This window comes from Aeromonas aquatica (assembly GCF_000764655.1).
GTDB classification, from domain to species: Bacteria; Pseudomonadota; Gammaproteobacteria; order Enterobacterales; family Aeromonadaceae; genus Aeromonas; species Aeromonas aquatica.
In genome coordinates, this window is sequence record NZ_JRGL01000092.1 from 123840 (window position 1) to 137047 (window position 13208).

Sequence of the window (13208 nt, forward strand, 5' to 3'; positions counted from 1 at the left end):
ATGCTCGTTTATCCCATGGCCGAAAGAACAAGCCCCGCGTCTGCGGGGCCTGGCTCTCTGTCGGTGTGTGGTGCTTAGCCTATGGTCATCAGGCTGGCGTTGCCACCGGCGGCGGCGGTGTTGACCGAGAGGGCGTGCTCGATCAGCAGGCGCTCCAGGGGGATGTCGGTCTCGCCACGGTGCAGGCCGTGCACGCCGACGATGGCGCCAGGGCGCGCGGCGGCGAGCTTGCTCACCTCGATCAGCTGATCCGAGTCGCCGTGGTGCAGCAGGGCATCGAAGCCGATGTCGCCGTTGGCCCAGTCCGCCACCAGCTGGATGCGGCCCCGTGCCTCGGCCGGCAGGCCGGCTTGCAGGGTACGGTTCTGGGCGTTGTCCTGCCACAGCACTTGCGTCCCGACCGCGAGACAGGCCGCCAGCTGGGCCAGCAGATCCGCTTTATCCTCGGCCAGACAGAGCACCCGCTCCCTGGGTAGCAGGCTGTAAGTGTTGCGCTCACCGGTGGGGCCGACCAGCACCTGGGTCAGACCGCTCTGGGCCAGCTCGCCATACTGGTCGCACAGGGCTACCAGCGCTTTCTCTTGCTTGGCTGCCCAGTTGCGCAGCGCCTGCAGGACCGGCTTGGTCGCCTCGGTGCGCTGGATTGCACCCGGCTCCTGGCGCAGATGGCTGGCCACCGCATCCTGCGGGCGGGTCGCCAGCAGGCGGTACATGTAGAGCGGACCACCGGCCTTGGGACCGGTGCCGGAGAGACCCTCGCCACCGAAGGGCTGCACCCCTACCACGGCACCCACTATGTTGCGGTTCACGTAGAGGTTGCCGACCTTGGCGGTGTTGACCACCTGGGCGATGGTCTCGTCGATCCGGGTATGCACCCCCAGCGTCAGGCCGTAGCCGCTGTCGTTGATCTGCGCGAGCAGCTCGCCGAGCTTGGCGCGCGGGTAACGCACCAGGTGCAGCACCGGGCCGAACACCTCGCGGCCGAGTTCATCCAGGCTGTCGAGCTCGATCAGGGTCGGCAGCACGAAGGTGCCGCGGCTGTAATCGGCGCCCTTGTCTGCACACAGAGGGACACGGGCAATTTGATGCACCTTGCGACTCTTGTCGGTCATGGCCTTGATGTGCTGCTCGATATTGGCCTTGGCCTCGGCGTCGATGACAGGGCCTATGTCGGTGGAGAGGTGCTCGGGGTTGCCGACCTTGTACTCGGCCATGGCCCCCTTGAGCATGCGGATCACCCGCTCCGCCACATCGTCCTGCACGCACAGCACCCGCAGGGCGGAGCAGCGCTGGCCGGCGCTGTCGAACGCCGAGGAGATGACGTCCATCACCACCTGCTCGGTCAGGGCGGAGGAGTCGACGATCATGGCGTTCTGGCCACCGGTCTCGGCGATGAGGGGGATGGTGCGGCCCTGGGCATCGAGGCGACCGGCCAGGTTGCGGGAGATGATGCCCGCCACCTCGGTGGAGCCGGTGAACATGACGCCACGGATCCGCTCGTCGGCGATAAGCGCCGCGCCCACCGTCTCACCGCGGCCCGGCAGCAGTTGCACCGCGCCCTCGGGGACCCCTGCCTCGCGCAGGATGCGCACCGCCTGGGCGGCGATGAGGGGGGTCTGCTCGGCGGGTTTCGCCAGCACCGTATTGCCGGCTGCCAGCGCGGCGCAGACCTGACCGCTGAAGATGGCCAGCGGGAAGTTCCAGGGGCTGATGCAGACCACGGGGCCCAGCGGCCTGTGGCTGTCGTTGGCGAAGTGGTTGCGGGCCTGGGCGGCGTAGTAACGCAGGAAGTCCACCGCCTCGCGCACCTCGGCGATGGCGTTGCTGAAGGTCTTGCCGGATTCGCGCACCAGCAGGCCCATCAGGGGCTGCAGCTCTGACTCCATCAGATTGGCGGCTCTGTCCAGCACGGCGGCACGCTCGGCCGGCGGAGTCGATTGCCAGATCTGGCCGCTGGCCAGAGCGCAGGCCAGCGCACTGTCGACCAGCTCGGGAGTGGCTTCACTCACCTGACCAACCAGATCACGGTGATCCGCCGGGTTGACCACAGCCTGGAACTCGGTCGGTGCCGGCACCTCGGTACCCAACATGGGCAGCGCCTGATAGCGGGTATTGGTGCTGCCGAGCAGGGCGGCGGACAGGGATCCGAGGCGATGTTCGTTCGCGAGATCCAGTCCTTCGGAGTTCGGGCGGGCGTCGCCGTACAGATCCCGGGGCAGGGGGATGCGCGGGTGCGGCAGGCCCAGGGTGCCTTCGCGGGCGGCCATCTGCTCGATCTGCTGCACCGGATCCTGCACCAGATCCTGCAGCGAGATGCTGTTGTCCGCGATGCGGTTGACGAAGGAGGTGTTGGCCCCGTTCTCCAGCAGGCGGCGCACCAAGTAGGCGAGCAGGGTCTCGTGGCTGCCGACCGGCGCATAGATGCGGCAGGGGCGACCGAGCTTGCCGTCGGCGACCTTGCCGACTACCTGTTCGTACAGCGGTTCACCCATGCCGTGCAGGCACTGGAACTCGTACTGGCCAGGGTAGTAGTTCTGCCCGGCCAGCTGGTAGATGGCCGACAGGGAGTGGGCGTTGTGGGTGGCGAACTGCGGGTAGATGGCTTCCGGTACCGCCAGCAGCTTGCGGGCACAGGCGAGGTAGGAGAGATCGGTGTAGGGCTTGCGGGTATAGACCGGATAGCCTTCCAGGCCGTCCTGCTGGGCGCGTTTGATCTCGCTGTCCCAGTAGGCGCCCTTCACCAGCCGGATCATCAGGCGGTGACGGCTGCGCTTGGCCAAGTCGATGACGTAGTCGATGGCATAGGGGCAGCGCTTCTGATAGGCCTGAATGACGAAGCCGATGCCATTCCAATCGGCGAGGCTCGGATCGAAGCAGAGCCGCTCCAGCAGATCGAGGGAGATCTCCAGCCGATCGGCCTCCTCGGCGTCGATGTTGATGCCGATGTCGTACTGCTTGGCGAGCTGGGTCAGGGAGAGCAGGGTGGGGTAGAGCTCTTCCATCACCCGATCGTACTGGGCGCGGCTGTAGCGCGGGTGCAGGGCGGAGAGCTTGATGGAGATGCCCGGGCCCTCGTAGATGCCGCGGCCGTGGGAGGCCTTGCCGATGGCGTGGATGGCCTGCTCGTAGGAGGCCAGATAGCGCTTGGCGTCCTCCTCGGTCAGGGCCGCCTCGCCCAGCATGTCGTAGGAATAGCGGAAGCCCTTGCTCTCGGTGCTGCCGGCGTTCGCCAGCGCCTCGGCTATGGTCTCGCCGGTGACGAACTGCTCACCCATCAGCCGCATGGCCATGTCGACACCCTTGCGGATCAGCGGCTCGCCGCCCTTGCCGATCAGCCCCTTGAGGGAGCTGTTGAGGCCGGCCTCGTTATGGGTGGCCACCAGCTTGCCGGTGATGAGCAGGCCCCAGGAGGCGGCGTTGACGAACAATGAGGTGCTGTTGCCCAGATGCTGGCTCCAGTTGCCACCGCTGATCTTGTCGCGGATGAGGGCGTCACGGGTCGCCTTGTCCGGGATGCGCAGCAGCGCCTCCGCCAGACACATCAGCGCCACCCCTTCCTGGGAGGAGAGAGAGAACTCCTGCAACAGGCCCTGCACCAGGCCCTGACGGCCGCTGGCACCCTTCTGGTTGCGCAGCTTCTCGGCGATGCTCAAGGCGAGCTTCTGGGTCGCCTCGGCCTTGTCCTTGGGCAGGCGGGCCTGCTCCAGCAGCATGGGCACGGCCTCGGTCTCGGGACGGCGATAGGCGGAGGTGATGGCGGCACGCAGCACGGACTGCGGCAAGATGCTCTCGGCGAACTCGAGGAAGACCTGGATGCCCTGCTCGGTCAGCGCCTCGACGGCTTCTTCCCCAGCGGCGGCGGCCAGGCCGGACTGCTCGGGCGGGGTCAGGCCGCGATCCAGCTGTTCCAGATAGGTGAAGATCGCCTGCTTGATCAGCCAGTGCGGGGTGCGATCCAGGGTCTGCGCCGCCTGCTTGAGCCGGTCGCGGGTCGCATCATCGAGTTTAACGCCAAGAGTGGTGGTGGCCATGGGACTTCCTGTGTCGAGAAGGTAACAGTATTACCGGATGGTTAAATTTTGGCGATAATGGTGCAACCTGGTGCAACCCGCAAGTATAAATTTTAATGCCTGCGCTACATTGCTGAATTAAGCCGTGCCATATGGGCTGGGGATAGGGCCGGACGAGGTGCCGCCACCGGCATTTTTTGCCGGGAGATGAGGGACTTGGTGGCTTACCTCCCTTTGCCTTGGAAAAAGGTGCAACCCAGAATGATGTGAGGTTGCTCTTTGATCGTATGACCTCCGCCATCAGGCGAGGGAGCACCCGCGGCCGACTCTTCTATGCTGATAGCTGGCCAGCGGGCCAGCCACATCAGTGACAAGGAGATCACCATGGCACGTGTCAGTACCTATCTCAATTTCCCCCGGGAGACGGAGGCCGCCTTCCTGTTCTACCGGGAGGTGTTCGGCGGCGACTTCAACGGCCCCATCCACCGATTCAAGGATTCCCCCGGTTGCCCGGGCCAGCCCGCCCTGTCCGAGGCGGACGGGGAGCTGGTGATGCACGTGGAGCTGTCCATCCTCGGCGGCCATGTGCTGATGGGAACGGATGCCCCCGCCAGCATGGGTTTCACCCTGGTGCAGGGCAACAACAGTTACCTCAACCTGGAGCCGGACAGCCGCGCCGAGACCGACAGGTTATTTGCGGCCCTGGGGGCGGGGGGCAAGGTGGAGATGGCGTTGCAGGAGATGTTCTGGGGGGACTACTTCGGATCTCTGGTCGACAAGTTTGGCACCCACTGGATGTTCAACTGCCAGAGCAAGACCTGATAGCGGGGTTATCATGAAAAAGGGCGCCATGGCGCCCTTTTTATCTATATAGCCTGCTTCTGGCCTTATTTGCTGCGCCCCACCATCTCGGCGGGCACCACCCAGGCATCGAACTGCTGCGCCGTGAGGTGGCCCGAGGCGATGGCGGCCTCCCTCAGGCTCAGCCCTTGGTGATGGGCGTGCTTGGCGATCTCGGCCGCCTTGTCGTAGCCGATGTGGGGATTGAGCGCGGTCACCAGCATCAGGGAGCTGGCCAGCAGCTCGTCGATGCGGGCCCGGTTCGGACTGATGCCGAGGGCGCAGTGCTCGTTGAAGCTCTTCATGCCGTCCGCCAGCAGCCGCACGCTCTGCAGGAAGTTGTGTGCGATCATGGGCCTGAATACATTGAGCTCGAAGTTGCCGCTGGCGCCGCCGATGTTGATGGCCACGTCGTTGCCCATCACCTGGGCGCACAGCATGGTGAGTGCCTCGCTCTGGGTCGGGTTGACCTTGCCCGGCATGATGGAGGAGCCGGGCTCGTTCTCGGGGATGATCAGCTCCCCGAGTCCGCTGCGGGGGCCGCTCGCGAGCCAGCGCACGTCGTTGGCGATCTTCATGAGGGACGCCGCCAGCGTCTTGAGGGCGCCGTGGGCAAACACCTGGGCATCGCTCGCCGCCAGCGCCTCGAACTTGTTGGGGGCGCTGACCAGCGGCAGGCCCGTCTGCTCGGCGAGGGTGCGGGCCACCGCCTCGGCGAAGCCGGGGGGACAGTTCAGGCCGGTACCGACCGCGGTGCCGCCGAGGGCCAGCTCATACAGATGGGGCAGGGTGGCGCGCAGGTGGCGCTCCCCCTGACCGAGCTGGGCGACCCAGCCGGAGATCTCCTGCCCCAGGGTGAGGGGGGTGGCATCCTGCAGGTGGGTGCGGCCAATCTTGACGATGTCGTCGAAGGCGGCGGCCTTGCTGGCCAGGGTCTCCTTGAGGGCGACCAGCGCCGGCAGCAACTGCCCCGTGATGGCGATGACGGCGGCCAGGTTCATGGCGCTCGGGAAGACGTCGTTGCTGGACTGGCTCTTGTTCACCTCGTCGTTGGGGTGCACCAGCCGCGCCTCGCCCCGGGCGCCGCCGAGCAGCTCGCTCGCCCGGTTCGCCAGCACCTCGTTGAGGTTCATGTTGGTCTGGGTGCCGGAGCCGGTCTGCCACACCATCAGCGGAAACTCGTCCCCGTGCTGGCCACACAGGATCTCGTCGGCGGCGGCCATGATGGCCTGGGCCTTGCGCGCCGGCAGCAGCCCGAGATCGTGGTTGACCCGGGCGCAGGCCGCCTTGATGCGGGCGAGGGCCAGGATGATCTCTCTGGGCTGGCGCTCCCCCGAGATGTTGAAGTGATGCAGGGAGCGCTGGGTCTGGGCGCCCCACAATCTGTCCGCCGGGACGGCTATCTCCCCCAGGCTGTCTCTTTCCATCCTGATGTTCATCCGCGCTCTCCTGCCGATTGGGTGTTCCCTAGCATGACCATAAAGCGCGGCCGAGGCCAGTTTGCTTATTTCTGCGCCTTGCATATAATAAGTAAAGCTTATTATATAGGTTGGCTATGATGAACAAACAACCCGATTCCCTCGGATTCCTGATCGGCGACGTGCAGCGCCTGATGCGCCGTCAGTTCCAGCAGCAGCTGGAGGGCAGTTGCCTGACCCTGGCCCAGGCGCGCGCCCTGGTCCATATCGCCCGCGATGAGGGGATCCGCCAGGTGGAGTTGGCGGAGCGGCTGGATATCCAGCCCATCACCCTGGCGCGGCAGCTCGATCAGCTGGCCGAGAACGGCCTGGTGGAGCGACGCAACGATCCCAGCGATCGACGGGCCTATCAGCTCTATCTGACCGAGGCGGCGACCCCCTATCTCGCGATGATCAAGCAGGCCTCGGCGGCGGTGCATCAGCGCGCCATCGGCGAGCTGGGGGAGGAGGCGACGCGCTCGCTCTGCGACTCCCTCAAGACCCTGCGCACCAATCTCTCCCACTCCTGATTCCTTTCTCCTTCAAGCACCATTAGCGGAGCGTTTTTATGAATGCCACTTCTCCCTCCTCCCAGGGCCTCGTCTCACCGAGCCCCGTTGCCCCGAGCCCCGGCGCCAACCTTCGCCGGACCCGCCTGCTGTTGCTGGTGGTGGTACCGGCGCTGGCCCTGCTCGGCATCGGTGCCATCTACATGCTGGGTGGCCGTTACGTCGAGACCGACAACGCCTACGTGAAGGCCGACAAGGTGCCTATCAGTACCGAGGTACTGGGCCGGGTGGCCAGGGTCTATGTCGGCGAGAACGAGCAGGTCAAATCTGGCCAGCTGATGTTCGAGCTGGATCCCGAGTCCTTCCAGGTGGCCGTGACCAAGGCCGAGGCGGAGCTGGCCAAGGTGCGCACCGATCTGGTGGCGCTGCAGACCAGCTATCGCGGTCAGCAGGCGGAGATCGACGTGGCCCGCACCCGTCATGCCTATGCCCTGAAAGAGGAGCACCGTCAGGCGGATCTGGTGGCCAAGCACTTCACCTCCACCGCCAACTATGACGATGCGCGCCAGCTCACCATCCAGACCGCCCAGCAACAGGTGGCGCTGGAAGAGGGGCTCAAGCAGATAGAGGCCTCCCTGAACGGCGACGTCAACCTGCCGGTCGAGCAGCAACCCGCCTATCAGGAAGCAGCGGCCGGTCTCGCCAAGGCCAAGCTGGATCTGGCCCGCACCAAGATTTATGCCCCCGCCAACGGCATCGCCAGCCAGTTGCCCAAGCCCGGCCAATACAGCCTGGTGGGCATGACCGCCATGATGCTGGTGGAGACGGACAGCCCCTGGATAGAGGCGAACTTCACCGAGACGGAGCTGACCCATGTGCAGCCAGGCCAGCAGGTGGACATCAGCGTGGATACCTATCCCGATGCCCGTTGGCACGGGGTGGTGCAGAGCCTGAGCCCGGCCACCGGCTCCGAGTTCTCGGTGATCCCGGCCCAGAACGCCACCGGCAACTGGGTCAAGATCGCCCAGCGGGTGGCGGTGCGGATCAAGCTCGACGAGGTGACGGATCAGCCCGTGTTGCGGGCGGGCCTGAGCGCCATGACCAAGATCGACACTGGCCACAAACGCAGCCTGCTAGGCTGGTCATTCTGAGGTTGATATGACAACGCAAAGCCATCAGGGGGCCGATCAACGCTCCCAGCGTGGCTTCATCACCCTGTCGGTGATGTTGGCCACCATCATGCAGGCGCTGGACACCACCATCGCCAACGTCGCCCTGCCCCACATGCAGGGGGCCATGGGGGCCACCCAGGATCAGATCTCCTGGGTGCTGACCTCCTACATAGTGGCGGCGGCCATCTTCATGCCGCTGACCGGTTTCATCTCGGCGCGGATCGGCCGTAAAAGGTTGTTCATGTGGTCGGTGGCGGGCTTTACCGTCGCCTCCATGCTGTGCGGCGCGGCCCAGAGCCTGGATCAAATCGTGCTGTTCCGCCTGCTGCAGGGGATCTTCGGCGCCAGCCTGGTGCCGCTCTCCCAGGCGGTACTGCTCGACACCTATCCGCCGGAGAAGCACGGCTCCGCCATGGCGCTCTGGGGCATTGGTGTCATGGTGGGCCCCATCCTCGGGCCCTCCCTGGGCGGCTGGCTCACCGAGTACTACAACTGGCGCTGGGTGTTCTACATCAATCTGCCGTTCGGCCTGCTGGCCTGGTTCGGCCTCGCCGCCTTCATCGAGGAGACCAGGCTCGATGCGAGCCGCCGCTTCGATCTGCTGGGCTTCGCCCTGCTCAGCCTCGGCATAGGGGCGCTGCAGATGGCGCTGGACAGAGGGGAGTCCCAGAACTGGTTCGCCAGCCCCGAGATCGTCATCGAGACCATCCTGATGGTGATGGCATTTTACCTGTTCGTGGTGCACATCTTCACCCACCCGCACCCCTACATAGAGCCGGCCCTGTTCAAGGATCGCAACTTCAGCGTCGGCCTGGTGTTCATCTTCATCGTCGGCATCATACTGCTGGCGACCATGACGCTGTTGCCGCCCTTTATGCAGGGCCTGATGGGCTATCCGGTCATCGACGTGGGCTATCTGCTCGCCCCGCGCGGTGTGGGCACCATGTTCGCCATGATGCTGGTGGGCAGGCTGTCGGGCCGGGTGGACGTGCGTTACCTCATCCTGACCGGGTTGCTGCTCACCAGCTTCTCCATGTGGGAGATGACCCTGTTCAACACCGACATCAGCAGCTGGGACATAGTGCGCACCGGCATAGTGCAGGGGCTGGGGCTCGGCTTCATCTTCGTGCCGCTCTCCACCATCACCTTCGCGACCCTGGCCCCGCGCTATCGCAACGAGGGGACGGCGCTGTTCAGCCTGGTGCGCAACATCGGCAGCAGCATCGGCATCTCCGTGGTGATCACCTATCTGGCCCAGCGCACCCAGATGAACCACGAGGTGTTCGCCTCCTACATCACCCCCTTCAACACCGGGTTGCAGCAGGGGATGGGGGCGGCGGCGCTGATGACCCCCAAGGGGCTCGCCATGCTTAACGGCGAGGTGACCCGTCAGGCCAGCCTGCTTGCCTATCTGCAGGATTTCCGGCTGATGATGTGGGTGACCCTGTGCGCGGTGCCGCTGGTGCTGTTGCTCAAGACCCCCAAGGGGGGGGCCGGCAAGCGCGAAGAGATGGCGATCCTGGAATAAGGGCTTGCCCTGGCGTGTCGCGGATAAAAAAGAGGGATGGCCAAGGCCATCCCTCTTTTCATTGATGCATCACATCTGACGATGCCAGCGCGTCAGACTCTGGGAGTGAAGGGGGTCAGCGCGGCAAGCGGGGCGGCATCCATAAACTCCTGGGGCGTCTCGCCGTGCTTGAAGATCTTGAAACCCTCGCCGCGGGCGCTCCAGTACTCGATGGTCTCGCCACTGATCTGCAGCAGACTGGCCTCGCGCAGGGCCACCACGTGCTCGCTCGGGTTGATGGCACAGAACTCGGCGAGGCGCTCGTCCCGGGTCTCCCCCATGTGGCCGCTGATGCTGGCATCCAGATAGTGGGGATTGATCTGCTGGGGGAAGAGGCCGAGGGCCGGCAGCACGGCGGCGTTGCACACCGGCATGTCGTTGGTGGTGCGGATGCTCGGGGTCGCCACGTTGCAACCGGCGCTCCAGCCCACATAGGGTACGCCGCGCTCGCGCACGGCGCGCTGGATGGGCACGATCAGGCCGTACTCGTGCAGTAGCTGGTTCAGGCGCCAGGTGTTGCCGCCGCTGATGAAGATGGCGTCGGCCCGGTTGATGGCATCCACAGGATCGTCGAACTGGTGAATGCTGACGGCTTCCACTCCCAGGCTCTCGCCGAGCTCATTGGCCCTGGCGTCCCAGTCGCTGCGGATCACCGCGTAGGGGATGAGCAGGATGCGCTTGACCTGTTTGCGGGCGAGCAGGCTCTGCACCCGATCCCGGGCCCAGCCGAGCAGACCCGGACATTCGGTGGCTTTACCGTTGCTCAGAAGAAGCAGTTCCATAGTGACTCCTCGATATCGAAAGGCGCAGGGCCGCACGGGCCCCGATTAAGGCAGAGGGGGCACCATACCCCCATAGCGCCGCCAAGTGTGTGATCTCATCGCGTTTTGTGTCCGGCGGCCGGCGGAGTGCCCATTTTTTGGCCGGATGCCCCCCGCCATCAGGGCGCCGAATGGACGTCTGCATAGAGCAGCATCAGCTCGGCCAGGGAGTCGACCTCGAGCCGTTTCATCAGGCTGGCACGGCACACCTCGACGGTGCGCACCGAGATGCAGAGTGTGCTCGCTATCTGCTGGTTCTTGTGGCCCAGGGCGATGAGCTGCAACAGCTGGTGCTCGCGGGGGGTGAGCCGCTCAAAAGCGTGCCGATGGGCAAGCCGCGCCGCCGCGGCCAGGGTCGCCTGCTCGGCCCGCGCTATGGCGGCGAGCAGAGGCGCCAGCTGCACCGGTTTTTGCAGGAAGTCGACCGCCCCCTGTTTCAAGGATTCCACCGCCAGGGGCACGTCCCCGTGGCCGGTGAGAAAGAGGATGGCGATGGGGCTCTGGGCCTCTTTCAGTCTCTGCTGCAACTCGGGGCCCGACAGCCCCGGCATGCGGCAATCCAGGATCAGGCAGGCGGGTTGGTGGAGCGCCACCTCGGCGAGGAAGCGCTCCCCATCGTCAAAGCAGCTGAGCGCCAGATCGCAGCTCTCCAGCATGAAACCGAGGGAGTCGAGCACGGCCCTATCGTCATCGACCAGATAGAGCGGGAGTTGGTCTGTGGTCGACATGTCAGTTCCTCGGGGGTTGGGAGGCCTTGGCCTCCGGTGGCGGGACGGGGAGCTCGACCCGGGCGAGGCAGCCCCGGGGCTGGGCGTCACTCAGGCTGAAGTGGCCACGATGAAACTCGACCACGTCCCGGCAGATAGCGAGGCCGAGCCCCATGCCATCGGCCTTGCTGCTGTAAAACGCCTGCCGCAACTGGACCTGGGATGCCGTGAGACCGGGGCCGTTGTCCTGCACCTCCAGCCGCAGCCGATCCGGCTCGAAGGCTATTCGCAGCTCGACCCTGGGTTCTATCTCTTCCGTTTGCGCCGCGCTCTCGGCGCCATTCTTGACGAGGTTCACCAGCAGTTGCTCCACCCCGGTGCCATCCAGCAGGAGCCGGCGTGGCTGGCCCTGCCAGCGGAGGATCAGCTCGACGCCGAGCGGTGCCAGCATCTGCTCCAGCAGCGGCGTCAGCCGCGCCATCAGCGCCACCAGATCCGTGGGCTCGGGGATGCGGGGCCGCTTCTGCCAGCGGGATCGCAGCCGCCCTATGGTCTGGCTGATGCGCTCTACCTGCTGGCCTATCTGCTCCAGGGCCAGGGTCAGGGCGGGATCCTGAGTGGCCTGCTCCCGCTTGGCGAGGCGCCGCAGGGCCCCCTGGCTGTAGCCGGCGATGGCGGTCAGGGGCTGGTTGATCTCGTGGGCCATGTTGGCACCGAGCTCGCCAAGCTCCGCGAGGCGCCGGGCCTGCTCGAGCTGGCGAGCCTGTTCATCGAGCCGGTGGCGGGCTTTGAGCAGTCGTCGCTGGCTGCGGTTGAACAGGTGTTGCAGCAGCAGGTGGTGGCCGCCGAGCAGCGCCAGCAGCAGCAGGGCGCCCCAGCCCCACTCTTGATGCTGGCGCAGCCAGTGCCAGGCCTCCTGCCACCAGGGGCTCTGCAAGGGGTGGCGATCCAGCTCCTTGAGCAGGCGATCGATGGCGAGGGGGCTGGTGGGCACAGTCCAGCCCGCCGAGTCGGCGGCCCGGGCGGCCTCGCTGTCCGGGGGCAGGGCGAACAGGGCGCGGGTGACCGCCAGCGCCAGTGCGGGGGAGACCCGCTCCGTGCTCGCGATGGACCAGTTCGGGTAGAGCCGGGTCGAGCTCTGGCAACCGAGGCTGGTGGCGGCCTGCCTGTCGAGCACCCGAAAATCCGCATAGGTGATCTTGCCCTCCCGGGCCATGCGCTCGAGCTGGCAGACAGGCACTATGGCGGCGGCCACCGCCTTGCGCTGCAGCTGGGAGATCAGTCTATCCAGCGGGAATCCGGTGAAGTTTATCGCTGAAAAGAAGTCATCTATCCGCACACCTTGCTGATAGGCCTCGAAACGGTAGGCGAGATAACCACCGAAGGCCTCCTGGGACACGGCGGCGACCGCCTCTCCCTTGAGATCCTGCCAGCCCTGGAAGGGGGCGTCGGCGCGCACCACCAGGGCGGCGCCGATGGCGAGGTTGTCACCCCCGTCCGGGCTCCTCAGGGTCGCGAGCCAAGCGAGGGGATACTGGCGTGACAGGCTGACCAGCTGGCCCGGGTTGGTGATGACAAAGTCGATCCGTTCATCGGCGACGGCCTCGGCCAGGCCGTCGAGCTCCAGCGGCACCAGGGCGAAGTGCTGGCCCGGCACCCTCTGTGCCAGCCAGTCCATCAGCGGTTGCCACTGCTGCCGGGCGAGGGGGAGGCCACGAGTCGCCAGCACGCCTATCCGCACCGGCTCTGCTTGGGCTGATGCGGGCACGGGCTGGCTCGGCTCGGACGCAGCCAAAGCGGGCAGGGCCATCAGCCAGAGCAGCAGGCCGGACAGCAGCCAGCTCAGCCGCCGGAACCGGAATGATGGCAAGGGTTGGAGGAACAGGGGCGCGAACATAGGCGGCCAGTCTATCACCGGGAGGGGTATCAGGGGCCGGCTTGACCCCCTGTCGGGTGTGCAATGGGGGGCCCGTCACAGTTCGGCCAGAGGCCCGCCGCTTTTCTTGCGCTGGATCAAGGGGGCCCCCGCTATGTGGAAAACCACAATAGAGACGGATTTTTGTGGCGGGGACAATGGCTCATCCCCACGCTTGCCCCCTGGGCAAGCCAGCAGAAGGAAGAGTCC

At 65.8% G+C, this 13208-nt stretch carries 9 protein-coding genes; 4 read left to right on the plus strand and 5 right to left on the minus strand.

The window, feature by feature from the left end:
* Positions 1 to 74: 74 nt before the first annotated feature.
* On the minus strand, positions 75 to 4031 hold the full coding sequence (gene putA, locus LG30_RS0110410; protein ID WP_033130627.1) for a trifunctional transcriptional regulator/proline dehydrogenase/L-glutamate gamma-semialdehyde dehydrogenase: 3957 nt from the start codon (positions 4029 to 4031) through the stop codon (positions 75 to 77).
* Between the two features lie 363 nt (positions 4032 to 4394).
* Between putA and LG30_RS0110415 the strand changes: the two genes are divergently transcribed.
* Positions 4395 to 4832, plus strand: coding sequence for a VOC family protein (locus tag LG30_RS0110415; RefSeq protein WP_033130663.1), 438 nt, complete (start codon positions 4395 to 4397; stop codon positions 4830 to 4832).
* Positions 4833 to 4897: 65 nt separating this feature from the next.
* Here LG30_RS0110415 and fumC read toward each other — a convergent pair whose 3' ends face one another.
* Positions 4898 to 6289, minus strand: coding sequence for a class II fumarate hydratase (fumC, locus tag LG30_RS0110420; protein ID WP_033130628.1), 1392 nt, complete (start codon positions 6287 to 6289; stop codon positions 4898 to 4900).
* A 119-nt stretch (positions 6290 to 6408) separates the two neighbouring features.
* Here fumC and LG30_RS0110425 point away from each other — a divergent pair, with 119 nt between their 5' ends.
* Genes LG30_RS0110425 through LG30_RS0110435 form a run of 3 tightly spaced genes read left to right on the plus strand, consistent with a single transcriptional unit; the run spans position 6409 to position 9516 of the window.
* On the plus strand, positions 6409 to 6837 hold the full coding sequence (locus tag LG30_RS0110425; protein ID WP_081966142.1) for a MarR family winged helix-turn-helix transcriptional regulator: 429 nt from the start codon (positions 6409 to 6411) through the stop codon (positions 6835 to 6837).
* Positions 6838 to 6875: 38 nt separating this feature from the next.
* Positions 6876 to 7967, plus strand: coding sequence for an HlyD family secretion protein (locus tag LG30_RS0110430; RefSeq protein ID WP_033130630.1), 1092 nt, complete (start codon positions 6876 to 6878; stop codon positions 7965 to 7967).
* A 7-nt stretch (positions 7968 to 7974) separates the two neighbouring features.
* The gene (locus tag LG30_RS0110435) at positions 7975 to 9516 is read left to right on the plus strand and encodes a DHA2 family efflux MFS transporter permease subunit (protein ID WP_033130631.1); all 1542 of its coding nucleotides are present in this window, start codon (positions 7975 to 7977) and stop codon (positions 9514 to 9516) included.
* A gap of 92 nt (positions 9517 to 9608) precedes the next feature.
* Here the strand turns inward: LG30_RS0110435 and pepE are convergent, their stop codons facing one another.
* The 3 genes from pepE to LG30_RS0110450 form a co-directional block, all read right to left on the minus strand.
* Positions 9609 to 10337 (minus strand): dipeptidase PepE, encoded by a 729-nt coding sequence (gene pepE / locus LG30_RS0110440; RefSeq protein ID WP_033130632.1) that lies wholly within the window; start codon positions 10335 to 10337, stop codon positions 9609 to 9611.
* A gap of 158 nt (positions 10338 to 10495) precedes the next feature.
* A complete protein-coding gene (locus tag LG30_RS0110445; protein WP_033130633.1) occupies positions 10496 to 11104 on the minus strand; it encodes a response regulator transcription factor in 609 nt (202 codons plus the stop codon).
* A 1-nt stretch (position 11105) separates the two neighbouring features.
* Entirely contained in the window at positions 11106 to 12980 is a 1875-nt protein-coding gene (locus tag LG30_RS0110450) for a sensor histidine kinase (RefSeq protein WP_052100981.1), read from the minus strand.
* Positions 12981 to 13208 lie beyond the last annotated feature (228 nt).